The 22,062-nt window shown below is 55.0% G+C and carries 23 protein-coding genes; 19 read left to right on the top strand and 4 right to left on the bottom strand.

Annotation, left to right across the window (positions count from 1 at the left end; translation table 11 throughout):
• The first annotated feature begins 54 nt into the window (after positions 1-54).
• The 8 genes from BM035_RS10355 (at position 55) to BM035_RS10390 (ending at position 9,131) form a co-directional block, all read left to right on the top strand.
• Positions 55-1,122 carry a C4-dicarboxylate TRAP transporter substrate-binding protein gene (locus BM035_RS10355; protein WP_092031673.1) on the top strand — a complete coding sequence of 356 codons (1,068 nt, stop codon included), beginning with the start codon at positions 55-57 and terminating at the stop codon, positions 1,120-1,122.
• Positions 1,123-1,298: 176 nt separating this feature from the next.
• The gene (locus tag BM035_RS10360; protein WP_175497378.1) at positions 1,299-2,303 is read left to right on the top strand and encodes a C4-dicarboxylate TRAP transporter substrate-binding protein; all 1,005 of its coding nucleotides are present in this window, start codon (positions 1,299-1,301) and stop codon (positions 2,301-2,303) included.
• Between the two features lie 140 nt (positions 2,304-2,443).
• Positions 2,444-3,043 (top strand): TRAP transporter small permease, encoded by a 600-nt coding sequence (locus BM035_RS10365; protein ID WP_217646342.1) that lies wholly within the window; start codon positions 2,444-2,446, stop codon positions 3,041-3,043.
• Positions 3,043-4,389, top strand: a complete 1,347-nt coding sequence (locus tag BM035_RS10370) for a TRAP transporter large permease (RefSeq protein ID WP_053115144.1) — start codon at positions 3,043-3,045, stop codon at positions 4,387-4,389. Before BM035_RS10365 ends, BM035_RS10370 begins: the two co-directional genes overlap by 1 nt.
• Before the next feature lie 55 nt (positions 4,390-4,444).
• Positions 4,445-6,016: a class I adenylate-forming enzyme family protein gene (locus tag BM035_RS10375; protein WP_092031681.1), complete on the top strand. Its 1,572-nt coding sequence runs from the start codon at positions 4,445-4,447 to the stop codon at positions 6,014-6,016.
• A gap of 21 nt (positions 6,017-6,037) precedes the next feature.
• Positions 6,038-7,198: an acyl-CoA dehydrogenase family protein gene (locus BM035_RS10380; protein WP_092031684.1), complete on the top strand. Its 1,161-nt coding sequence runs from the start codon at positions 6,038-6,040 to the stop codon at positions 7,196-7,198.
• Between the two features lie 49 nt (positions 7,199-7,247).
• Positions 7,248-8,330 (top strand): acyl-CoA dehydrogenase, encoded by a 1,083-nt coding sequence (locus tag BM035_RS10385; protein WP_092031687.1) that lies wholly within the window; start codon positions 7,248-7,250, stop codon positions 8,328-8,330.
• An 18-nt stretch (positions 8,331-8,348) separates the two neighbouring features.
• A complete protein-coding gene (locus BM035_RS10390) occupies positions 8,349-9,131 on the top strand; it encodes an enoyl-CoA hydratase/isomerase family protein (protein WP_092031690.1) in 783 nt (260 codons plus the stop codon).
• Between the two features lie 67 nt (positions 9,132-9,198).
• Here BM035_RS10390 and BM035_RS10395 read toward each other — a convergent pair whose 3' ends face one another.
• The 4 genes from BM035_RS10395 to BM035_RS10410 form a co-directional block, all read right to left on the bottom strand.
• Positions 9,199-10,164, bottom strand: a complete 966-nt coding sequence (locus BM035_RS10395; protein ID WP_092031693.1) for an NAD(P)H-dependent flavin oxidoreductase — start codon at positions 10,162-10,164, stop codon at positions 9,199-9,201.
• 34 nt (positions 10,165-10,198) lie between these two features.
• Positions 10,199-11,626 (bottom strand): hypothetical protein, encoded by a 1,428-nt coding sequence (locus BM035_RS10400; RefSeq protein ID WP_053115150.1) that lies wholly within the window; start codon positions 11,624-11,626, stop codon positions 10,199-10,201.
• 14 nt (positions 11,627-11,640) lie between these two features.
• On the bottom strand, positions 11,641-12,318 hold the full coding sequence (locus BM035_RS10405; RefSeq protein ID WP_053115151.1) for a nitroreductase: 678 nt from the start codon (positions 12,316-12,318) through the stop codon (positions 11,641-11,643).
• Between the two features lie 142 nt (positions 12,319-12,460).
• Positions 12,461-13,258: an IclR family transcriptional regulator domain-containing protein gene (locus BM035_RS10410; RefSeq protein ID WP_175497379.1), complete on the bottom strand. Its 798-nt coding sequence runs from the start codon at positions 13,256-13,258 to the stop codon at positions 12,461-12,463.
• A 145-nt stretch (positions 13,259-13,403) separates the two neighbouring features.
• On the opposite strand from BM035_RS10410, the gene BM035_RS22635 reads away from it, so the two are divergent.
• The 11 genes from BM035_RS22635 (at position 13,404) to BM035_RS10445 (ending at position 22,042) form a co-directional block, all read left to right on the top strand.
• Positions 13,404-13,667: a hypothetical protein gene (locus tag BM035_RS22635; RefSeq protein ID WP_175497380.1), complete on the top strand. Its 264-nt coding sequence runs from the start codon at positions 13,404-13,406 to the stop codon at positions 13,665-13,667.
• A complete protein-coding gene (locus BM035_RS10415; protein ID WP_092031699.1) occupies positions 13,640-14,524 on the top strand; it encodes a hypothetical protein in 885 nt (294 codons plus the stop codon). Before BM035_RS22635 ends, BM035_RS10415 begins: the two co-directional genes overlap by 28 nt.
• Before the next feature lie 61 nt (positions 14,525-14,585).
• Positions 14,586-14,708: a CoA transferase gene (locus BM035_RS22775; RefSeq protein ID WP_217646343.1), complete on the top strand. Its 123-nt coding sequence runs from the start codon at positions 14,586-14,588 to the stop codon at positions 14,706-14,708.
• The gene (locus BM035_RS10420; RefSeq protein WP_175497381.1) at positions 14,702-15,778 is read left to right on the top strand and encodes a CaiB/BaiF CoA transferase family protein; all 1,077 of its coding nucleotides are present in this window, start codon (positions 14,702-14,704) and stop codon (positions 15,776-15,778) included. Before BM035_RS22775 ends, BM035_RS10420 begins: the two co-directional genes overlap by 7 nt.
• A gap of 44 nt (positions 15,779-15,822) precedes the next feature.
• Positions 15,823-16,821 (top strand): NADPH:quinone oxidoreductase family protein, encoded by a 999-nt coding sequence (locus tag BM035_RS10425; protein WP_092031705.1) that lies wholly within the window; start codon positions 15,823-15,825, stop codon positions 16,819-16,821.
• 10 nt (positions 16,822-16,831) lie between these two features.
• Positions 16,832-17,359, top strand: coding sequence for a TRAP transporter small permease (locus BM035_RS10430; protein WP_092031708.1), 528 nt, complete (start codon positions 16,832-16,834; stop codon positions 17,357-17,359).
• Between the two features lie 17 nt (positions 17,360-17,376).
• On the top strand, positions 17,377-17,925 hold the full coding sequence (locus tag BM035_RS22780; RefSeq protein ID WP_302848264.1) for a TRAP transporter large permease subunit: 549 nt from the start codon (positions 17,377-17,379) through the stop codon (positions 17,923-17,925).
• On the top strand, positions 17,915-18,319 hold the full coding sequence (locus BM035_RS22785) for a TRAP transporter large permease subunit (RefSeq protein ID WP_217646344.1): 405 nt from the start codon (positions 17,915-17,917) through the stop codon (positions 18,317-18,319). Before BM035_RS22780 ends, BM035_RS22785 begins: the two co-directional genes overlap by 11 nt.
• Entirely contained in the window at positions 18,310-18,588 is a 279-nt protein-coding gene (locus tag BM035_RS22790; protein ID WP_217646345.1) for a TRAP transporter large permease subunit, read from the top strand. The genes BM035_RS22785 and BM035_RS22790 overlap by 10 nt, the downstream gene beginning before the upstream one ends.
• Positions 18,589-18,848: 260 nt before the next feature.
• Complete coding sequence (locus tag BM035_RS10440; protein ID WP_092031711.1) at positions 18,849-20,006, top strand: TAXI family TRAP transporter solute-binding subunit; 1,158 nt, start codon at positions 18,849-18,851, stop codon at positions 20,004-20,006.
• Between the two features lie 83 nt (positions 20,007-20,089).
• Positions 20,090-22,042: a TRAP transporter permease gene (locus BM035_RS10445; RefSeq protein WP_254775462.1), complete on the top strand. Its 1,953-nt coding sequence runs from the start codon at positions 20,090-20,092 to the stop codon at positions 22,040-22,042.
• Positions 22,043-22,062 lie beyond the last annotated feature (20 nt).

Raw genomic sequence — 22,062 nt, forward strand, 5'->3', positions numbered from 1 at the left:
GCGTGTCATCCGCCACATCCAACAAAAACAAAACCCCATACGAGGAACAACATCATGATAACAAAATTCAAGTCGCTGACCTTCGGGTTTGTCCTGGCGATGGCCGGGGCTGCCCAGGCCTCCGCTGAGGTTGTGCTGCGGTACGCAGAGGCCGGGCCTAACCGCGGTACCCGTGCTGCAGCTGTGCAGTTTTATGCTGATGAAGTCGAGCGCCTGTCCGGCGGCGATATCAAGGTTGATATCCATTGGGGTGGAGCGCTGCTCAAGTGGAGTGGCGTCATGAGTGGTGTCTCTGCGGGTAGTGCCGATCTTGGTTCTGTGCTTTCTTCATACGAGCCTCAGGAGCTCAAGGCGCTGGCTATTGGCGATATTCCACTTGAATACGCTGATCCATGGGTTGGTATGCGAGCGATGTACGACCTCATGACCACAGAGTCCCAACTTCAAGAGTCCCTTGCCGGTCAGTCACTGGTTTACCTCAGCAACTTCAGTACAACCGGCGTCCAGTTCGAGTGCACCGAGGGCAACCAGATTCACACCGTTGGTGATATTAAGGGCAAGCGTGTTCGGGCCACCGGCACCTATACCAATGTGCTGGCGGAACTAGGTGCTGACACTGTGAGCATGACCTTCGGTGAAGTTTATCAGGCACTGGATACAGGCCTGGTGGACTGTCTGGCCAGTTATTTTTACACAATGAAAGCCTACAAGACTTATGAAGTGGTAGAGACAGTGACCCGGGTCGACTGGGGGCAGCTGCTTGGTTTTGCCATTGTGATCAACGAGTTTGTTTGGTCCGATTTAAATGGCGAGCAGCAGGCCATTATGCTGCAAGCCGGATCAAATATGATTGATCACTTTGCCCGCCTGACGATCGAGGATGCAGAAAAGGTGGCCAAAACCCTTGCGAACGGAGGTTTTGGCAAGGTGGTTCCGGTAATCCGGATGGCGCCCGAAGAGCGCCAGAAGATTCTCGAAGCCACGCTCCCGTTCCGTGATAGCTGGATTCAGGACGCAAATCGTCGTGGAATGGATGGACAGCGGATCTGGGACAGGTACATCGGACTGCTCGAGCAGTATCAGTCCGAATTCGAGGTTAATGGCTACCCTTGGCAGAGCTGACATTTAGAGAGCACGTTCGACTTCAAGCTGTTTGGCTTTGGGTGGACCATTGAGTGAGGTGTGGGTAACCACGCCGTACTTCGAATAACAAGAGGTTAAAAGCAATGACTGCCAAAAAAACGTTGAAATTTTGGGCTCTTGGCTCCGTACTCTCGCTTGCTACATTAGGTCATGCAATGGCAGAGACTACATTTCGTTTCGCCGCATCAATTCCAAACCGTGGGGCTCGGGCAGAGGCAATTCAGTTTTTTGCAGATCAACTGGAGGCGCAGTCCGGTGGCAACATGAAGCTGGACATTCACTGGAGTGGTGCGCTGCTAAAGTATAGAGCGATTCTCGGTGGCGTCAGTTCTGGAGCCGCCGATATGGGGTCGGTGCTGGCCGCCTATGAGCCACAGAAAATGCGGGCTCTGAGTGTTGGTGATATTCCGGTGCCGCAGGCCGATTCCTGGGTTGGTATGCGGGCCATGTATGAGCTGATGACTACCAACGAGCAGTTGCAGCACGAGTTTGAAGAGGCCGGAGTAGTATACATCACTAACTACACTACCAGCGCGATAGAGTTCGAATGTGGGGGTGGCGTGCGAATCGAGAAGCTGGAGGATTTTGCCGGTAAGAGAATTCGGGCCACCTCCATCTATGCCAATGTTCTCGACGACGCTGGCGCAAACATCGTGAACCTCAGCTACTCCGAAGTGTATCAGGCCCTGGATACCGGGCTGGTGGACTGTTCTGGTGGCTACCTATACGCCATGCGGGCATTCAAGACCCCGGAGGTTACTACCAGCGTGGCACTCACTAACTGGGGCCAGATCGCCGGTTTCGCCATGGTTATGAACAAATGGGCCTGGGATGACCTGACAAGTGAGCAGCAGAAACTTTTGCGACAGGTGGGCTCCGAAATGGTCGATTCCTTTGCCGAAAGGGTGATTGCTGACAACCAGAAAGTGATCGAAAAGCTGCCTACTGGTGAACTGGGTAATAAGGTCGAAGTTATTGAATGGTCGGACGAAAGTCGCGCTGAACTGTTTGACGAATCAGAAAAATACATTAATGCCTGGATTGCGGATATGAATAGGGCCGGTCTAAATGGCCAGGCCATCTGGGACGAGTATCAGTCCCTGTTAACCAAGTATCAGGCGGAGCTGGACGAAAACGGTTACCCGTGGAACCGGAGCTGATTGACTGAAGTCGTGAGGCCCACGGCCGGTGGCAAAGCCATCGGCAGATCCTGGGTAACCTACACTGATTTGACAACAATAAACAACTTTTCAGTAATCGGGACTCGTCCGGGTTCGGACGGGTTCTTATGGAGGTGCATATGGTCGTCACCGAGCGTTCGGAACGACTGCTGTCTGAAGGCTCATCGACTGCTCCCCTGGGAGTGATGAGGTGTGCAAGGGGCTCTCTGGCCTGGCTGGAGAACGTGTTTTTGCTGATCGCTGTGGTGTGTATTCTAGGTCTATGCGTCGTCATAGCCAGCAGCGTTCTGTTACGGTCATTTGCTTCTTCCGGAATACCGGATGAGGTCGTGATTGTCGGCGAACTGATGATTGGTGCACTCGTATTACCGCTGGCATTCGTGGCCGCTGATCGTGGTTTTATTGCCGTGGAAATCTTCACCCAGTTGTTGGGGCCAAAGGTACAGCAGCTGTTAAATGTGTTGACCGTGTTTGTGGGTTTGATTGCGGTGACACCGATTACCTTCGCGGCGTTTATTTCCGTGGTTGATGCTTTCGAGTCCGGCTCCTATTTTTTTGGCCTACTGGAGCTGCCCAAGTGGCCGGGGCACACCCTGTTCTTTCTGGGTTATTTCCTGTTTTTTGTACGGCTGATTGATCTGGCTCTCCATGACGGCCTGGAGGCCCTGGGCGTCATCAATCGCAAACAGCCGGAAACCGCAGATGAGGCCGAGCACTAATGGAACCGTCCGTTATTGGCAGTTGGGGCTTTGGGGCCGCGCTGGTGTTGATGATTCTGCGGGTACCCATCGCCTACGTGCTGGTTGGCGTGGCGTCGGTGTGCTCGCTGCTGGCCTACGCGTGGCGGCCGGGTGGGGAGTTCATGTTTGAGCGCGGTCTGCGCCCTGCCATGGCATTGATCGAGTCCAATGCCTTTGATTTTATCCATTCCTATTCGCTGAGCATGATCCCGCTGTTCATTGCGGCCGGGCACATTGCCTATCATTCCCGTATTACCACAGACATCTACGAGGCGGTTCGGGTGTGGCTGGCAAAAATGCCGGGTGGGTTGGCGATCGCGTCATTGTTCGGTTGCGGGGGGTTCTCCGCGATCACGGGTTCCAGCCTGGCCTGTGCATCCTCCATGGGGCGTATCTGTGTGCCTGAAATGCTGCGTTTTGGGTACAACAAGCAGCTTGCGACCTCCACCGTTGCCATGGGGGGCACGCTGGGGTCCCTGATTCCTCCGAGTGTCCTGTTTATTCTGTATGGCATGTTTACGGAGCAGTCGGTAAACAAGCTGTTTCTGGCAGGCGTTTTGCCAGGCATTCTGACGATTACCGGCTTTATTATTGTGGTCGTTATCTGGGCCATGCTGAAGCCGGGCGATGCCCCGGCTCCGAAAGACCTGAACTTTACCGGTCGTGACCGGCTGAAAGCCGCGATCAAGGGCTGGCCGGCGCTGATGCTGATGACGATCATCATCGGTGGTATCTATGGCGGTTTCTTCACTGCCACCGAGGCCGCCGCTATCTGCCTGGTGTTTGCGCTGACATTTGGGGTTCTGTCCCGCCGCCTGACCTGGGAGGATTTCCTGAGCTCCATGAAGGAGACGGCGTTCCAGTCCGCATCCCTGTTCTTCATCGCCATTGGCGCCAAGATATTCGTTTCCTTTGTATCCCTTACCGGCGTGACGGGGGCCTTCGTAGACTTCGTTGCTAGCCTCGGGCTAGAAAACTGGATGGTGCTTTTTAGCATTGTGTTGCTCTATGTGGTGTTGGGCATGTTCCTGGATTCCATCGGCACCATGCTGCTGACCCTGCCCTTTGTGATTCCACTGGTGGAAGGCATGGGTATGGATCTGATCTGGTTTGGCGTTGTGGTGGTCAAGCTGTTGGAAATTGGATTGGTGACGCCGCCCCTCGGCATGAATGTCTTCGTCATTAATAGTGTGGTGACGAAAGAGATCAAGGTACACACGATCTTCTTCGGTGTTATGAAGTTCTTGGTGGCGGATCTTATTGTGCTGGCGCTGCTGGTTTCGTTCCCCATTATCTCCCTGCTGATTCCACACAGCATGGGATGATGAAGGGTAACAAAGGTCAGGGGTTCGTTTTCAATGGCTGCAAGGAACTGGATTGATGTTAGCTGAGAGTGCGTATGCAGTGTCGGTGTTGAACCTGCTGGAGAAGGCAGCGGGCCGCTGGCCCGATAGTCCTTCGGTGACTTACGAGGGATATTCGTACACCTGGATTGAGACGTATGAGCGCTGCCAGCGTCTGGCCCGGGCATTGGCGAACCAGGGAGTGGGACCGGGGGCTCGGGTAGCCTACCTTGGCTACAACTCCCACTGGTGCTTTGAACTCTTCTTCGCTGCACCGATGGCAGGAGCTGTTGCGGTGCCGGTAAACTTCCGCCTGTCCGAGGGCGAAATGATTGAGTGTGTCGAGGATGCCGAACCAACGGTGTTGCTGGTCGACAGCCATCACGTTGAGCACGCCGGGGCGATCAGCCGGGCATGTCCCAGGCTGGAGACTCTGGTGTATTCGGGGGAGGGAGCTGTACCGGAGGGTTTCCTGAGTCATGAGGAACTGTTGTTGAGTGCTGTAGAAACGGAGCTTCAGCCCAGCGGCAACGATGATACCCTGATTATTTTCTACACAGGCGGCACAACGGGACGCTCCAAAGGTGTCATGCTGACACATATCAACCTGTTCACCAATGCGCTTGGCGGTATCCCATTTTACCGGCTGATCGAGAGAGAAACCCATTTGCTGGCGGGGCCCATGTTCCACACCGCTGCCGGTTCACGGGTCTATACCGCCACCATGATGGGCACCCACACGGTGATTCTTTCCAGGTTTGATGTGCTGGACACCATGCGGACCGTGGAAAGTCATCGCATCAATACCATGCAGGTGGTGCCAACCATGCTGCAGTTGATGTTTGATCACCCTCGATTTGCCGAGTTTGATTTGTCCAGTCTGCGGATGATCACCTATGGCGCATCGCCCATTCCGGTGGCGTTAATGGAGCGAGCGCTGAAACTTTTGCCGTCAGTCTCCTTTGCTCAGTCATACGGAATGACAGAAGCGTCCCCCGTGGTGACGGTGCTGGATGGTGAGGATCACTCTCTCGAGGCGGCCCGTTTACCACGGCTCGAATCGGTTGGGCGGGCGGTCTTCCATAACCAGGTCCGTATCGTCAACGTAGAGCGTCAAGTGTTGGGTGTCGGTGAGGTGGGTGAAATTGCCGTAAAGGGCGCAAGCATCATGAAGGGCTACTGGCGCGCGCCGGAATTAACCTCCGCAGTGCTTCAGGATGGCTGGTATTACACCGGGGACAGCGGCTACCTGGACGAGGATGGCTACCTGTTCCTGGTGGGACGGATCAAAGACATGATTGTCAGTGGCGGGGAAAATGTCTATCCAATAGAAATTGAAAATATTCTATCGCGCCATCCTGACATTAAAGAGTCTGCGGTTATTGGTGTGCCTCATAAAAAGTGGGGCGAATCTGTTCATGCCGTGGTAAGGCTGGCCGATGATGCGGTGGTAAGTAAGGACGATATTATCCGTTACTGCAGGGAGCGCATCGCCCATTACAAGTGCCCCACGGGGGTGACCTTCATGGAGCAGCCGCTTCCGGTATCGGCAGTTAACAAGATTCTTAAGTCAGAGCTCAGGAAGATGATTTCCGACGGTAATGAGTGATATTTTGAGGTTGTGGTGATTATGGATAGTATCCGTTTTAACTTTCCCGCCCCCGAGATTGATGACAGTGTCGATCAACTCCGTAAAGACGTCCGTTCGTTCCTGCAGGACGAAATTCGCAATGGCAGCTTTCGCCCCACGACAGATTGCTGGTGCGCCGGTATCGATCCCGCATTCAGCCGCAAACTGGGGCAGCGCGGCTGGATTGGTGTGACGTGGCCAAAACAGTACGGCGGCCGGGAGCTCAGTGCCCTGCATCGCTACGTCATCACAGAGGAACTGCTGGTTGCAGGTGCACCTGTACATGCGCACTGGATCGCCGATCGCCAGAGCGGTCCGCTGATCCTGGCAACGAGCACGGAAGAGATGAAACGTACTATTCTCCCTCGTATTGCAGCCGGCGAATGTTTCATCGCTCTGGGGCTCAGCGAGCCGGAATCGGGTTCGGATCTCGCTTCGGTGCGGACGCGTGCGCATCGTGTCGAGGGCGGCTGGGAAATTACCGGCACCAAGCTGTGGTCTTCCGGCGCCCACCACTGCCAGTACATGACGGTATTGGCACGCACCGGAGAGCGGGACGACCGGAAACGCCACGACGGCCTGACCCAGTTTCTGGTGCCGCTGGATTCGCCGGGGGTCACCGTTCGGGGTATCCGTGACATGAGCGGCGTGGAGCACTTCAATGAAAGTCATTTTGAAAAAGTGTTTGTTGCCGACGATGCCGTGCTTGGAGCGGTGGGCGAAGGCTGGAAGCAGATCACCAGTGAACTTGCCCTGGAACGTTCAGGCCCAGAACGTTTTCTGAGTACTTTTATTGCCCTGGAAAAGGCTATTCAGCGGGGGACAGCATCGATGGAGAAGCGGCAGGCCGTAGTCGTTGGCAGCATTCTGGCACGTATTCGTGGGTTGCGCGCCATGTCATTGGGCGTGGCGGCGTTACTTGGCCAGGGACAGTCACCAGATGTGGAGGCCGCCCTGGTGAAGGATCTGGGAACGCGTCTGGAGCAGGATGTCATTGAACGTTTGCGTGAGTTCTGGCCTATCCAGATGAAACCGAATGCCGGGGACGAATTGCAGAACCTGCTTTCCGACAGCCTTCTGAGGCAACCCTCGTTCACCCTTCGCGGTGGCACGAATGAGATTCTAAAAGGCATTGTCGCCAGGGGTATGGGGTTGAGGTAAGTCGCCCGGAATACGACCGATTGGCGGACGACCCATAAGAGGAAGTGGTATGGAGCAGACAGATCAGCTAATTCTCGATACAGCCCGCAGGCTATTCTCCGACCATTCCGGGGCTGATGTGGTTAACCAGGCGGAGCTCGACGAGCCGCCGGAAACGTTCCGCGATGCGGTAAGGGCCGCGGGTCTTTCACTGGCCTGGGTGCCCGAAGAAGCTGGCGGCGTGGGAGGTTCCCTTGCACTGGGCTTTAACCTAATTCGTCTGGCTGCCAGTTTTGCCGTTCCGGTACCGCTGGTGGATACCATGATTGCCAATCTGGTGCTTGCGAAAAGCGGCCTTGAACTTGCCGAGGGCTGGGCTGCCCTGGTGTTTGAGGAAGGCGAACTTCCGACCGTCGAGCAAGGAAGAGTCAATGGTGTGGTCGACAATGCACCGGGCGTGATCGACGGGTCACGGCTGGTGGTCCCAGTTACCGACGGAGGTATGGTCAGAATTGCCACATTTGCATTCCATAATCTGGCCATTGAGGAGCGTGAGAGTCTTGCAGGCGAAGCCCGAGCCAGGGTGGCATTCGATAGTGTAATACCCGCTCAGCTATCTCCGGTTGTTGATAGCATGAGTGAAGATGGGCTCAGGCAATTCTGCGCGCTGGTGAGGGCCTGTCAGATTGCTGGGGCGTTCGAAAAAATCACTGGGTTGACGGTTCGTTATGTGAGTGAGCGGCAGCAGTTCGGTCGCCCCCTGGGTAAATTTCAGGCCATACAGCACAAGGTCGCGGACATCGCCGGCGAGAGTGCCATGGCCAACGCCGCCGTTGAGCAGGCGATCCGGACGCTGTCGGAATGTTCGGAGCCTTTCTGCGGCGATAACCACGTATTCTTGCCGGTGGCCACTGCCAAGGTGGTAACGTCCGAAGGCGCTGCCACAGTCACTCGGTTGGCGCATCAGGCCCATGGCGCCATGGGCTTCAGTTTTGAATACCCGTTACAGCAATACAGCCGTCGTGTATGGGGCTGGAGAGAAGAATACGGATCGGAATTCTACTGGTCCGAACGCTTGGGCATGAGCGTGGCCAGCGAGGTAGGTCATGCCGGTGTAGAAGGTGGGCCGGTGTGGGATGTTGTGTCCCGCTAGAATTAACAAGGAAAACCAATGAAATCGTTTGATGATGTTGCAATTGAGTGGCACGACCACGTTGCCGTGGTGGAAATCCGTCGGCCGCCTCTGAACTTTTTTGACGTCCGCCTTATTGAGCATCTTGCGGAAGTCTTTGAGGCTCTGGAGGAAGATCGTCAGTGCCGTGCAATTGTGCTGGCCGCGCAGGGGAAAGCGTTCTGTGCAGGCGCTGACTTTTCCTCCAGCGGCAGTGATCTGTTCGAGGCGGACTCAGACAATAGTGCGATCACCCTGTATAAAGCCGCCGCGCGTCTGTATTCCTGTGCAAAGCCGGTGGTCGGGGCTATCCATGGCGCCGCAATCGGTGGCGGCCTGGGCCTATCTCTGGTACCGGATTTTCGTGTGGTTTGCCCGGAGACACGATTTGCTGCCAACTTCGTCAAACTCGGTATTCATCCGGGCTTTGGCATTAGTCTGGTGCTGCCTCGACTGATAGGCCAGCAGCGAGCCAATCTGATGCTGTTGACAGGGCGTCGGATCAATGGGGAAGAGGCGTTGGAGTTTGGTCTGGCCGACCAGTTGGTACCTGCTGATCAGGTTCGTGATCAGGCCATTGATCTGGCGACTGAAATCGCACAGTGTGCTCCACTTGCCGTGGAATCCACCAGGGCGACACTTCGGCATGGCCTGGTGGAGGAACTCCGGAGCCGGCTGGAACACGAGTTTGCCGAGCAAATCTGGCTGGCCAAAACAGACGATCATAAAGAGGGCATAGCGGCGGTCAAGGAACGCCGTGAGGGCAACTTCACCCGGTCCTGAGTGTAAATCCTTCTTTTTTGTTTTGGGTGTCGGATTAGCCGAAGCCATAATCCGACACCCCAATTGTTTACTCTTTTACGGCCACCCGCGCTTTGGCCGATTCGTATTCATCACGCAAACTGGCCACGGTGTCAGCCACCGACGCCAGTTGCGTAATCCCACCAACGCCCTGGCCAGCGCCCCAGATATCCTTCCAGGCCTTGCTCTTGCTACTGCCTCCGCCAAAGCTCATCTTGCTTTTGTCCGACGTGGGCAGGTTTTCCGGGTCCAGACCCGCTTTTTCTATGCTGCCGCGAAGGTAGTTGCCATGCACCCCGGTAAAGAGGTTGGTGTAGACAATATCGGACGCCGACGATTGCAGGATCATGTCCTTGTAGGACTGGTCGGCATTGGCTTCTTCGGTCGCGATGAAACGCGTGCCCATGTAGGCCACGTCCGCTCCCATGACTTCGGCGCTGAGTACGTGATTGCCCTTGGTGATGGCGCCGCCCAGTATCACGGGACCATCGAAGAAAGAACGGATTTCCGAAAGCAGGGCAAACGGGCTGAGGGTGCCGGCATGCCCGCCGGCCCCGGCTGTAACCAGAATCAGGCCATCCACACCCATGCTCAGGGCCTTTTTGGCGTGGCGGATATTGGTGACATCGTGGAAAACCAGGCCGCCGTAACTGTGAACCGCCTCAATGACCATCGGGTTGGCCTGGAGGCTGGTGATAATAATGGGCACTCTGTGCGTCACGCATACCCGCGTATCGTGCTCCAGGCGGTCATTGGTGGGATGAGCAATCTGGTTGACTGCGAAGGGCGCCACTTTGGCATTGGGATTGGAGGCCTTGTACGCGGCCAGCTCCTCGCCAATTTCTGTTAACCACTCGTCCAGTTTTTCCGCCGGGCGTGCGTTCAAAGCCGGGAAGGAGCCAATCACGCCACTCTTGCATTGTTCGATCACCATTTTGGGATTGGAGATGATGAACATGGGTGAGCAGAGGACCGGCAGTGTCAGATGATCTTTGATGTTGTCTGGAAGGCCCATGGGAGGTACTCCTGAAGGTTGTGTTTACGCCAGTTTAAAGCAATGCGTAGAGGGTGATGTACATGATGAGCAGCGCACTGGTGCTGAACCATCCATTCCATTCGATGCCAAACCGCAATGGCGAGACACCCGAGAAGCTCGAAATAAAACGCAGTGACGCGGTAAACGGTGATGCCCCCGCAAAAATAGCCCAGGTGATGGCGATTACGGAGGCTTGCACCAGGGGTGAGATATCCAGATCGGGGATCTGCTGGAGTGCCCCGAGCATCAGCGTAACGGTAATGATTGCGTTGATACCGATGAACGAAAACGTCAGCATGATCAGGGATATGCATACCATCAGGGTGGCGTTGCTGATGTTTGCCTGAATAAGGAAATCGCTGGCCGCCTGTGGGTCGATCAACGGAATCAGAATCACGCCGATAAAACCGGACGAGGTGAACAGAACCACCTCATTGCGCTGGTTGGTGAAGGTTTCAGGGAAGGAGCGGCGGATCCGACGCAGAAGTAGCCCGCCCTTCACCCTGGTTCGCTGCCCCCGGTACTGGACCCAGATCCAGATGATGCCGATGACCGGCGCGCACATCAGCAGAGCTGAGAACAGCTGCAGGCCGGTGAGCCGTGCCAGCACATAGGCCAGGCCGGGAATTAGCGCCACCAGGAACACGAGAGGGATCAATTGGACCAGGCCGCCGCCACTGACCCGGTTGGTCTTCGGTTTGGGGTAGGAAAAGCGGTCAAGGATGGCTCCCCACAGGATGAACAACAAGGTCCAGAGGAGCCCCAGCGGTGCGTATTGCTCCCAGGTTAGATCTGGAATGCCAGACAAAACCAGCAACATGGTGACCGACGTTGGCGCCCATAGGGGAACGCCGCAAAACCCACGGAGGGTGGCTGTCAGCATGCGCCGTTGACGAATGCCCCCGATCCTCTGGGTTTCCGGATCGGATGACGGCCGTATCGCACGACGAATCATGGTGCCCAGCACATTGAGAGCACCAATGTTCAGCATCACGCTGAACAGGTGTGACCCGAAGGACATCAGCAGGTAACGACGCCCTGGAGGTTGGTTGACCAGCACCTTGCCACAGCGACGAACCAGGGAAGATGACTTGGCTGATTCACGTAATACGGCCAGTGCGGTCAGGAAGAACGTAAAAAAGGCCGCGCGATCGAGACCCGCGCCCACGGTCGCGCCATCAATCAAATCCGCCAGCCAAAGGCTGATCGCGAGAGTCGGGGCGAGAATGGCAAATATTCGATAGGTCAGGCTGATGCGGGACCACTGCAGGACCACAAACAACAGTAATGCGATGCCGGCTACTGGGCTGGACCAGTGATTCGGAGAGAGTTCCCTGGCGATCGCGCACGCTGAGATGGTGACCAGGCACACCGTTGCCAGATTCTGGCTCACCAGGGTCATGTGGGTAGTCTGAGGGCGACTCAGCGCGATGATACTCACGGTCCCCTGCCGGATTAATCGCGAAAAGCGACAGTATTTTCCAGCAGTTCCCGTGTCGTCCGGGTCCGGTTCGCGTCTACTTCAGGGTCCTCATATCCAAAGCTGATGCCCAGCAGGATGCCTGTCTGGTCACCCAGGCCGAACGCATCGCGTACCAGGTCAGGGTAGGCGCGCATGCTGCCCATGGCACAAGAACTGATCCCGAACGCCTGCATTGAAAGCATCAGGGTCTGGGCATAGATGCCTACGTCAAGGGCGATGGTCGAACCAAACTGGCGATCCATACCAAGAAACACTATGTGGGGGGCGTCAAAGAACTCGAAGTTCCGTCTCACGGCCCGTAACCGACCCTCCTTATCATCCCTTGCGATACCCATTTCGTTGTACAAGGCAACTGCGCAATCGACCTGGCGGGTGCGGTATTCACCTTCGAAACGGGCAACGTAGCTGAAATCGGGGTTGCCGGGGGTGCCATCCCGATGACGCTCCAAAAACTTCCGACGAAGGGTTTCCTTCGTTTCACCAGAAGCCACAAACGCCTTCCAGGGCTGAGTGTTACAGTTGGACGGCGAGGTCCTGGCGAGCTCAAAAATCGACGTCAGAATATCGTGGCTCACTGGGTCGGGAAGAAATCCTCTCACTGAGCGGCGTGTTGTGATGGCGTCGACCAGTGTCATCGTTGGCGTAGTCATGGAATTCCCGGAATTATCAGATGGATTGTTCAGATTGACACGTTAACAAGATTAAGGTCAGTGGAGAAAAGCATATTTTCTATAAAAGCCATGCCGTTTAGGAATGGCTCTTATAGCCGGTGCGATCAGCGGTCTAAGACGCTCAGTTTGTGCCCAGCGGCTCTGTGGTTCTGAGGTCTCTATTGATTCTGCTGGCGGTCTTCTGGAGCTCTTCCAGCAGATACTCCAACACCCCTGGTTCTGCGGCTTTACTCGGAGGCATCGTCAGGTTGATAGCAGCAATGGCCTTGTAGTTTCGATTCCGGATGGGGACAGAAATACCGCACATACCTTCCTCGAGTTCGCGGTCGACGATGGACCAGCCTTTGGCGCCGTCGTTCAATATCACCCGTTTCAGTTCTTCTTTGGCGGTAATTGTAAACTGCGTGTAGCGAATGATTTCCTGGGTGTCCAAATAATAATCAAGCTCTTCCGGTGGCAGATCCGCCAGCTGAATTCGCCCCAAGGAAACCACGTGAGCGGGTAACCTGCTACCCACATTCAGAGTGCTCTTGAGTAGCTTACGGGTCGGCACCCGCATTACATAGTAGATGTCATAATCCTGAAGGACTGCGATTGAACAGGACTCCTGCACCTTCTGTACCAGTTCTTCCATGTGCCCCTGGGCGAACGACCATATCTCCATGGATGAGAGATAGGAAAAGCCCAGATCCAGAATCTTGGGCGTGAGCCAAAAGTGTTTGCCGTTGGAGTTGGCATAACCCATTGCCGTCAGCGTGTGCAGAAGTCTGCGGGCGCTTGCGCGGGAGATTTCCGAACGTCTTGCCACCTCCGAAAGCGTCAGTCGTGAAGCTCCTTCACCAAAGGCCCGAATCACGTCAAGCCCACGGGCAAAGGATGTCACTACGGCGTTGTCATCACTCTGAAGACTGTTAGTCATTTTTTCTATACCTGGAAAGATCCTTTGACATTGTTCAAAAATTGCACTTATCTTAATCGCGTTCTCACAAAGAACAAAACGTGCGCATATCGAACAATAAATTATCATCTTCCTGTGTGCAACCCAGCTATTCGGAGACTTATACATGCCTAACAACAACAGATCCCGATTGTTTTCTGCCGCAACTGGTTGTGCGCTGCTCGCCGGCCTGTCCATATCATCCGGCGTCGCTGCTCGTGACCTGACGTTTGCGAGCTATCTGCCGCCGCAGCACCCAACCAGTGAGGGGATCACGACCTTTATCGACGAAGCCCGTAAGCGATCTGACGGTAGCGTCGATTTCAAATTTTCCCTTCCGCGGCCGCTGCATCGGGTAAAGGCATGCTGTCCGCTGTCACCGACGGAATGATTGACGGTGGCTTCCTGGTCACCGTTTATTTCCCGACTTCGGTGCCCGCCAATACCACCATCAGCGACCTGTCTTTCTGGAACCAAGACTCCTTGGTGGCGACAGCGGCATCTGTAGACACTATCCTGAACGGCTGCCCACAGTGTCTGGAAGAGTACGAAAACAATAACGTGCGGTTCCTCGCCAGTTACGCAACGCCACCTTATCAGGCCATGTGCAAGGACGAATTTGCCTCCGGATTCGAACCTGAAGGCAAAAGAATGCGAGTAGCCGGTGAGGAAATCGGCAAATGGGTATCCGGTATCGGTGGCGTACCGGTAAATATACCCAACAGTGAATCCTACGAGGCCATGGAGCGCAGCCAGCTGGATTGTGTTATCGGTGCGACCAGCTGGCTCAAGTCTCTGTCCCTGATCGAAGTGGCAAATAGTGTGGTTGAATTGCCCATGGGCGCGTTTCTTGGTGGTTCACTGTTGAACATCCGGGAATCTGTCTGGCAGGAGATGAGTGACCAAGAAAAACAGGCCCTTGTCGACGCCGCCTCGATTGGTCTGGCTCGCACTATTTACGCCTATCAGGATGAGGAGAACGAAGTTAAGGAGCTGGCTAAAGAAGAAGGCGTTAACTTTGTTGAAGTATCCGGTGAGATGAAACGGCAACGCGAAGAATTCATGCAGTCCCAGCTGGAGCGGGCGGCAGAGACCGCCACAGATCGCGGAGTCGAAAATGCGGAGCAAATCGTGGAGAGCTTCACCAGAAACCTAGAAAAGTGGGAAGAGCTGCTGGCAGGCAAATCCCTGTCCGAGGCTGAGTATGCAGAGCTTCTGAAGACGGAAATCTACGACAAGGCGTTTTAAAGTCGAAAGACCGCCGGCCCGCCAGGGCCGGCGTTTCCATTTTGTCAGGATGGTTTTATCAATGAGCGAGCGATTAACGCAATTCAAGCCCTTTGAGGGGGTGCGTGTATTGGATATGAGCCAGGGCCTGGCGGAACCTTACGCCGCCCAAATGCTGGTGATGATGGGGGGGCGGAAGTGCTGAAGGTAGAGCCACCTCAGGGAGACTGGGGTAGGGTGATGGGCGTTGCCCCCGAAGGGCATAGTTCGCTCAGTGTATCGGCAAACTGGGGCAAGCGGGCTATTTGCCTCGATGCCAGAAAACCTGAAGGAAAAGCCATTCTCAAGCAATTGGCACGTGGTTCCGACGTTGTGCTTGAGAGCTTTCGTCCCGGTGTACTGGCCAAGATGGATATGAGCTATCCGGATTTGGAGTCGGTGCGCCCGGGCATCATTCTTGGCTCTATCTCCGGCTTCGGCAGTGCCGGGCCCCACGCCAAGCGCCCTAGCTCCGACAGCATCTTGCAAGGTTCCACCGGTATGGCGGTGATGAATGAGACCGACGACAGAGTCCCGAAGCGAGTGGGTATGCTGGCCGTGGATATGATCGCCGGGCTGTATGCCGGCTTTGCCCTCTCTACGGCAATTCATGAGCAGCGAGCGACGGGCCAGGGGCGCCATCTGGATCTTTCATTGCTGGGCTCTGCCTCTGCTTTCCAGGCCATGCCACTGATTGAGTCCCATCTGCAAGGTGGTGTCAGAAATAAACATGTCACGGTACCGTCGGGAAATTTTGCCACCAGCGACGGCATGATTTCGGTGGTGTGCCTGCGCAACGAAATGTTTGTTGCGCTCGCTCAGGCGGTTGAGCGTCCTGAGTGGGCTACTGATCCTCGATTTGCCGAAAACGAATCGCGCCAGATCAACGCCGAGGAAGTTCACAGAATGCTGGCAGAGGTATTTGTGCAACGCACCCGCGATGACTGGATTGAGCGCCTGAACGAGGCGGGTGTGCTTTGCGGGCCGCTGAATAGCTACCAGGAATTACAGCAGGATCCCCAGGTGCGTTTTCTTGATCTGATGCCGATGTTGGCCCACGGGGCGTTCGGCAATATCCCCATGCCTCGGTTCCCTGGCGCCGACCTTAAGGCTGAAGACCTCAGTCCGGCACCGAATCTGGGCCAGCATACCTGTGAATTATTGCGGGAAGCGGGATACGGGCAAAGCGAAATTGACGCCTTTCTGATGTCGGAAGTTTGCATACAGGCCCGATAGTTCAGGGAATTTAATGGAAGGGAGAAGGCAAGGTGGACTCTCCGATGCGTGCAGTAATCTGTGAAAAATTTTCGTCTTACAAGGATCTCAGACTCGAGGACGTTGCCGCTCCCGAATTGAGACCGGGTTGCGTGCGGATTGAGGTTCACTTCGCCAGTGTCAGCTATGCCATATCGCTCATGGTGGCTGGAAAATACCAGCGCAAGATGGCCTTGCCATTCATCCCGGGCACCGAGGTTTCCGGCTACGTTCTGGAATGTGGTGAGGGGGTGTCGGAGTTTCAGCCCGGTGATCCCGTAGCCGCGATAATCGATTCAGGTGCCTTCGGCGAGGAAGTGGTCGTTGATCCGGCAACAGTCTATCGAGTTCCTGAGGGGTTGCCGTTAGTGCAAGCGGTCGCGATCCCCCTGTCGTTTGGTACCGCCGCAACGGCGTTGGCCCGGGGTGGGGTGGCTCCTGGCAAGACGGTACTGGTGACCGGGGCGACTGGTGCGCTTGGTTTAGCGGCAGTGCAGGTTGCCCGCCTCAGGGGCGCAACGGTTATTGCTGCCGCAAGTTCCCAGCCAAAACTTGAGGCGGCACTGGCAGCCGGCGCCACGCACACTATTGATTACTCGACGGAAAATCTTATCGACAGCGTGAAGTCCCTTACCGGGGGCAAGGGAGCGGATCTGGTTTTCGATCCGGTGGGCGGTGAGCTATTTGAACAGCTGATCCGCTGCACTGCGATCGAGGGCAGCATGCTATCTCTTGGTTTTGCTAGTGGCGATATTCCCGCAGTTCCGGTCAATCTGCTGTTAGTGAAAAACATTAGCCTGTTCGGGGTGAACTTTTCGGAATATATCGGCTGGGGTAAGCGGGACCGAAGGTACGAGTTTGCCCTTCAGATTAAAGAGATGATGGCTTGGCTATTCCAGGAAGCCGATGACAACAATCTCACTATCAAGCAGCCGGAAGTGTATGCGCTGACTGATTTTGGGGCGGCTATTGACTGCGTAATTGGTCGTCGATCAATTGGAAAAGTCGTCATAACAACAAGATAAGAGGTGTGTCGTGGGCAGGTATTTAAAGCAATTCAGTGATGGGACGGCACTGGTGGTAGGGGTGCTTATCGTCCTCATGATGTTGCATGTAACCGCCGAGGTGTTATTGCGGGTGGGCTTTGGCATGCACATTCCAGGCACCATGGAGGTAGTCACCTACTATTATATGGTCGCTGCGGTCTTTATGGGTATCTTTGCGTGCACTACGGAAGACGGCCATATCCGGGTGGATGTAATAGCACAGTTTCTAAAGGGCAGGGTGCGTCTCGCTGTCGAGTTGTTTGGCCTGGCGGTGATGGCTGTGTATTTCGCAATATTTGCCTGCGGTCTCTATATGCAGGCCTTGAAGAGCTGGACCCGTAGCGAAACCGTCGATGCGATTTTTCTGGAACTGCCGGTATGGCCCTCACGATGGATTGCCGTCGCGGGGATTATGCTTTCAGTGGTTTCTGTTCTGTACCTGTTCCGCCTGGTGTGGGGTAGTCGACTTGACGAGCCTCGGGGGGCAGGGCAATTAGTAATATACAGATCGGCCTGACGTGTATTGGTCTGCTTCTGGTCCTGCTCTCCCTGCGAATCCCTATCGGGGTGTCGCTGGGCATGACAGCCTTTACCGGTATTTTTGCCTTACGTGGCATGGATGCAGCGTTCGCGCTTATGGGGTCGACGACCTTTCAGTTCATTGCGCACTGGTCGCTGACGGCCATTCCCATGTTTATCCTGATGGGCGCAATAGCCTTTCACACAGGCCTGACCCGAACCCTGTTTGACGCAGGAAAGGCCTGGCTGAGTTTTTTACCCGGAGGGCTGGCGATTGCCACCAACGTCTCCAGCGCGGGCTTCGCAGCAGCCAGTGGCTCAAGCGTGGCAATGGCGGGGGCGATGTCGAGACTCGCAGTGCCGGAGATGCTCAGGGCAAAGTATGACCCTGGGCTGGCCACCGGTGTCGTAGCGGCATCGGGTACACTCGGCGCGTTTATTCCGCCCAGCATTCCGTTCGTGCTTTATGCCGTGTTCATGGAAGCATCGGTGGGCCAGCTGTTGATGGCTGTTAATCATCGTGCGGGTAAAGATGAATCTCGGGCTGGCCCCGGTGACCAGTGACCGCATTACCCGTTCCGCGAAATCGATACTGTTGGTAAAGCCATGGCCGCTGCCGGTGATTGTGGCCGGCTTGTATACCGGCACCGTTACGGCCACCGAAGCAGGTGCCTTCGGCGCCTTTATTGCCATTGTGGCAGCCGTGGTGCAAAGGAGCTTTAGCTGGGGAGCGCTCAGGCTGGCGGTCTCGGAGACTGTGAAGAGCACCGCCTCGATTTTCCTGATTGCCATTGGCGCAGTGCTGTTCAGCAGGATGCTGACGCTGAGCCAGATACCGATGAATATTGGTATCTGGGTTGAAGGCTATGCGGTGGCATTATGGATTTTCCTGATTATAGTGACTGTTTTTTATATCGTTCTGGGCATGTTTCTTGATCCAATTGGGCTATGCTGGTAACGCTTCCGGTTTTGGCACCGTTCGTCATCGCCTTTGATATCAATGTCATCTGGTTTGGCGTGCTAGTCGTCAAATTTATAGAAATAGGCCTGCTTACTCCGCCAATAGGTCTCAATCTGTATGTCGTTAGTGCCGGCGTTGGGGACTCGGTTCCATTCGGGACAATTGTTCGGGGGACTTTATGGTTTTTGGCGGCGGAAGCTGTCGTGCTGGCATTGCTGATGTTCTTCCCGGAGATCTCGCTTTTCCTTCCTTCATTAATGTATTAACGAGTCGGTTTTGCCGTCGCGTTCGGCCGTCGGCGCGGGGCTATCGCACACGGCCAGATGCGGCCCTGACGGCAAGCTATATAAATTTGGTATGGGGTCGATAAAATAACGGTTTGCTGGGGAATGGAAGATTCATTGACCAAGTCGCAGAGAGGGGGTAGTTTTTGCGAGCTGCATGTATTTTCATCGCAGTGGGTCAGTCAATACATGTTCGTATTGGCAGGCCTGATTAAAGAAAACAAAAACCTCGGGAGAATCCTATGACCATCCACTGTTCAAAGTTCATGCGGCCACTGACTGCTATGGTCTGTTCTGCTGCCCTGATTATTGGGGCCACCAATACTGCTGCCCAGGACAAAGAGCCCAACCTGCCAGATACCATGACCTGGTCCTCTTATGACGTTGGCTCCGCTGGTTATGCCGAAGCCTCGGCCATCGCCGACGCATTTGGCAAGGAATTCGGCACCCGTATCCGTATCCAGCCCTCCGGTTCTGCTATTGGTCGTCTGCAGCCTTTGCTCAGTGACAGGGCGACTGTTGGTTTCCTGGCCACCGAAACCTTCTTTGCCGCAGAGGGTGTTTATGACTTCTCGACTCGCCAGTGGGGGCCGCAGAATCTGCGTGCGCTTGCGGGACGTCCTTCCTCCATTGGTATTTTTACAGCCAAGGATGCCGGGATCGAGACGTTGGAAGATCTCAAGGGCAAGCGGTTTGCCTACGTGGCGGGCAACCCGTCCATCAACGTCAAATGTAACGCCTTCCTGGCATTCGCTGGTCTGACTGAGGATGATCTGGAAGCGGTGGTTTTTCCTACGTATGCCAGTGCGATGAGTTCGTTGGCCAGAGGCGAGGCTGATGCATCTTGCACGACCACTACGCCGAGCCATGTCTATGAGCTGGCAGAGTCTCCTCGCGGTATTCGCTGGTTGAACATGGACCCCGATAACACCGAATCCTGGAAGAAAGTGAATGAGGTAGCCCCGTTCTTTGCACCCTTCCAGGAAACCATTGGTGCTGGCATCAGTGAAGAAAACCCCGTTGATATCATGGCCTATCGTTATCCGGTAATGGCTGTAAAAGCAGAAATGGATGCCGACACCGCGTATAACATGCTCAAAGCAGTGGATCAGACTTATCCGATGTACAAGGATGCTACTGCTGCAATGCCCCGTTGGGAAATCACTCAATCTGGCGTGCCGGCTATTGACGTGCCTTTCCACGAAGGCGCAATTCGATATCTCAAGGAAAAAGGCATCTGGACCGACGAGCATCAGGCCTGGAACGACGCCCGTACCGCACGCTTGAATGCGTTGCTGGAAGCCTGGCCTGAGGCTGTTGCCGAAGGCGAGGGCAAGAGCGACGAAGAGTTTGCCGAAATCTGGGAAAAGCATCGCCAGCAAGCACTTGGGTCACTCTGATTGTTTGACTAGCTGACACGAATCGGGTGGCGGTGCCTACGGGCGCTGCCGCCCAAGACTCTAATTCCGGAGCACTTTCCAACATGACATCTGCGCCGGGTGCTGACACCCCGACCACTAATCCTGAACTCCAGAGCTCTGACAAAGGACGTCTGCGTGGAATTGGCTACTGGATAGTCATGGCCCTCGGTACCCTGGGGCTGCTCATGGCAATCAATCAGACCTTTAATCTCAAACTTCTGGGTTTCCAACCGTTGGGAAACTCCTATCTGTATTATCTTATCGGGATATTTCTGGCCGCAGCTTTTTTGTGCTTTCCGGCTTGGCTTGGTGCCCGTGACCGAATCTCTTGGTATGACTGGGTCCTTGCTGCTTCAGCACTGGCCTCGTGTGGCTATCTGGGCTATCACGGCCTGACGATGATCAACATGGGTTGGGAGTATTTTGCGCCGTCAGAGGCCACGATATTTTCGGGTGTTTTGCTGGTGCTGGTGCTTGAAGGTGTACGCCGTTGTGGCGGCTGGCCATTGCTAGCAGTGTCATTGTTTTTTGGCAGCTATCCATTATATGCAGACAGTATGCCCGGCTTTCTTTGGGGCAATCAATATGAGCTGCCGGAGCTTCTTCGTGCACACGTCATTGGCGTGGAAAGTATTATCGGGATTCCCATGCAGGTAGTTGCGCAGCTGGTTATTGGCTTTGTGGTTTTTGGCGCCGCGCTCACAATTACCGGCGGCGGTGACTTTTTTATGAAATTTGCGACCGCCCTGATGGGTCGTAGTCGCGGTGGTCCGGCCAAGGTGTCGGTGCTGTCCAGTGGTATTCTGGGTAGTCTTTCCGGCAGCGTTATTTCCAATATCCTCACCACCGGTCCCATTACGATTCCGACTATGAAAAAAACTGGTTACCCCGCGTATTATGCCGGTGCGGTGGAGGCGTGTGCATCCACCGGTGGAACGCTTATGCCGCCGGTGATGGGTGCTGTTGCCTTTATCATGGCGTCGTTTCTTGGGGTGCCCTATGCGGAAATTATGATCGCGGCTTTCCTCCCGGCTTTGCTGTTTTATCTGGCGTTATTGTTCCAGGTTGATAACTATGCCGCGCGCAGGGGTCTGAAGGGCTTACCGGACTCCGAGATTCCTTCTCTTAAGGAAACGCTGAAGGATGGCTGGCCATACCTGCTGGCCTTGTTCATGCTAATTTATATGCTTCTGGTGATGCGTCTTGAGGCTTATGCGCCTTACTATGCCTCGCTGGTTTTACTGGGCGTAGCCTTGTTCAAACGTAGCTACCGCTTGAACTGGGCCCGTGCTAGGGCCTTTATTACGGATTTGACGACCAATGTCTCCAATCTCGTGGCGATTTTGTCGGGTATCGGGCTGGTTGTTGGCGGGCTTTCCTACACTGGAGTAGCTGGCGCATTCTCGCGGGAGCTGCTGCTTTACGCTGATGGCAGTATACCGCTGATGTTGATTGCCGGTGCTATTACCAGCTTTATTCTGGGTATGGGAATGACTGTCAGTGCCTGTTATATCTTCCTGTCAATCCTGCTGGCACCGGCGCTGGTCAACGCGGGCCTTAACCCGATTGCCAGCCATCTGTTCATTCTTTACTGGGGCATGTTGTCGTATATCACTCCACCAGTGTCCCTCGCCGCGATAACGGCTGCCGGCGTAGCAGGTTCCAATGCAACCAAAACCGGGATCTATGCCATGCGGCTGGGTGGCATTCTGTTCATTCTGCCGTTCCTGTTCGTTGTGAATCCTTCCCTGATACTGCAAGGCGATATTGAGCGAATTTTGTTGTCGGCCGGCACTGCGATCGCGGCGATCTGGTTAATTGCGTCTTCGATGGAAGGCTACCTATACAGGATCGGTATCATTGGATGGCCTCTGAGAGTTCTGGCGCTTTTTGCGGGTGGCCTGATGATTTATCCAGACATACTCACCGAAGTCCTTGGTTTCGTTTTAGTCGCGGTAATCTATTTTGGGAAGCTTTTTCTCGGAGCTTCTAAAGCTCCTGTTTACAGAAACTGAGGCTGAAAGCCGTGAAAGGA

Origin of the sequence: Marinobacter sp. DSM 26671, from assembly GCF_900112835.1 — a bacterium.
Taxonomy (GTDB): domain Bacteria; phylum Pseudomonadota; class Gammaproteobacteria; order Pseudomonadales; family Oleiphilaceae; genus Marinobacter; species Marinobacter flavimaris.